Below are 1057 nucleotides of genomic sequence, written 5' to 3' on the forward strand. Positions count from 1 at the left end.
TCTGTTTGAGATCCATTTTGTAGACTTCAATTAGTTGATCGATTTGGCTAAGTCGAGAATTTGCTTCATCGTGCTTATCGCAAGCATCGGATTTTACATCCCACGACTTCCCTTCTAAGAACACATCACATTCTTTCTTCAGCTTGTCGATTTTCGGCAGTAGCTTCTCGCGCTCTTTCTCTAACGCTTCTAGATCTTGCGAGATTTTGAGTTCTTTCTGGAACACTTCACGAGAGCGTTCAAACATGGTTGCTTGCATATCCGCTTGGCGAGTGAGCTTTTCATTCTCTGTCTTGCTCGAGCTCAACTTGTCATTCTGTTGCTTCACTTGAGATTCCAACGACAAGTTAACCTTCTCGACCTCGGTAAGCTGAGTTTGTAATTTTTTCAGCGCTTTCTGATGTGCGGCGTCCTTTTCTGCGAGCAGTGCATCCACTTTCTCTTGGATTTCTTTGTCTAGCGACTCTTCACGAGTTTTAACTTGAGAAACTAACGCGGTTTTATCTTGCGCAAGCGCTTGATATTTATCTTCTAAAACTTGGTAAGTAGATTCCCATTTATTCGCCGTCAAAACAGAGCCAGCCAAGCCCCCAAATGCCAAGCCTAGTACCGCTGCAATTGCGATATATATGTGTGTGCGTTTGTCACGTTCCTCAATGACAACCACTTCATCTTGTTCTTCAATATTTTTTTGAGAAGTCACCGTATATTACTCCAAGGACTCTTCTATCTTGCTAGCGAATCAGTTCCGCAATCACAATGGATGCGGTATAAATCAGGAATGCGCCAATCAATGTTATGACGGTCGCTTTTTGGACTTTTTCATTGGTTCGATAACGGAATAGCACAAACGCTACAACTATCAATACCGCAATGGCTAACAATCTGGTCATACAGCCTCCTTGTCCAATCGCGTAAAACTGACTAACTCCTGAGACAGTTTCACAAAAGTTTATTGTAACTCATTTCTACGTTACGCAAGGTCAACTTAGCGTAGATTTTCATCCGCGTGCGCTAGATTGGATCAATTTTGTGCTCTTAATTGAATAACTTACCT

The 1057-nt window shown here is 42.2% G+C and carries 2 protein-coding genes; both read right to left on the reverse strand.

All coding sequences use genetic code 11. The features are described from left to right. Positions 1-703, reverse strand: a 703-nt coding sequence (locus R7E47_RS25240) for a chromosome partitioning protein ParA (RefSeq protein WP_318085544.1), incomplete at its 3' end; no start/stop codon positions are given. Positions 704-734: 31 nt separating this feature from the next. Beyond that, positions 735-893, reverse strand: coding sequence for a hypothetical protein (locus R7E47_RS25245; RefSeq protein ID WP_005477734.1), 159 nt, complete (start codon positions 891-893; stop codon positions 735-737). Between the last annotated feature and the right edge of the window lie 164 nt (positions 894-1057).

Origin of the sequence: Vibrio sp. Vb1026 (assembly GCF_033338745.1) — a bacterium.
Classification (GTDB): Bacteria; Pseudomonadota; Gammaproteobacteria; order Enterobacterales; family Vibrionaceae; genus Vibrio; species Vibrio alginolyticus.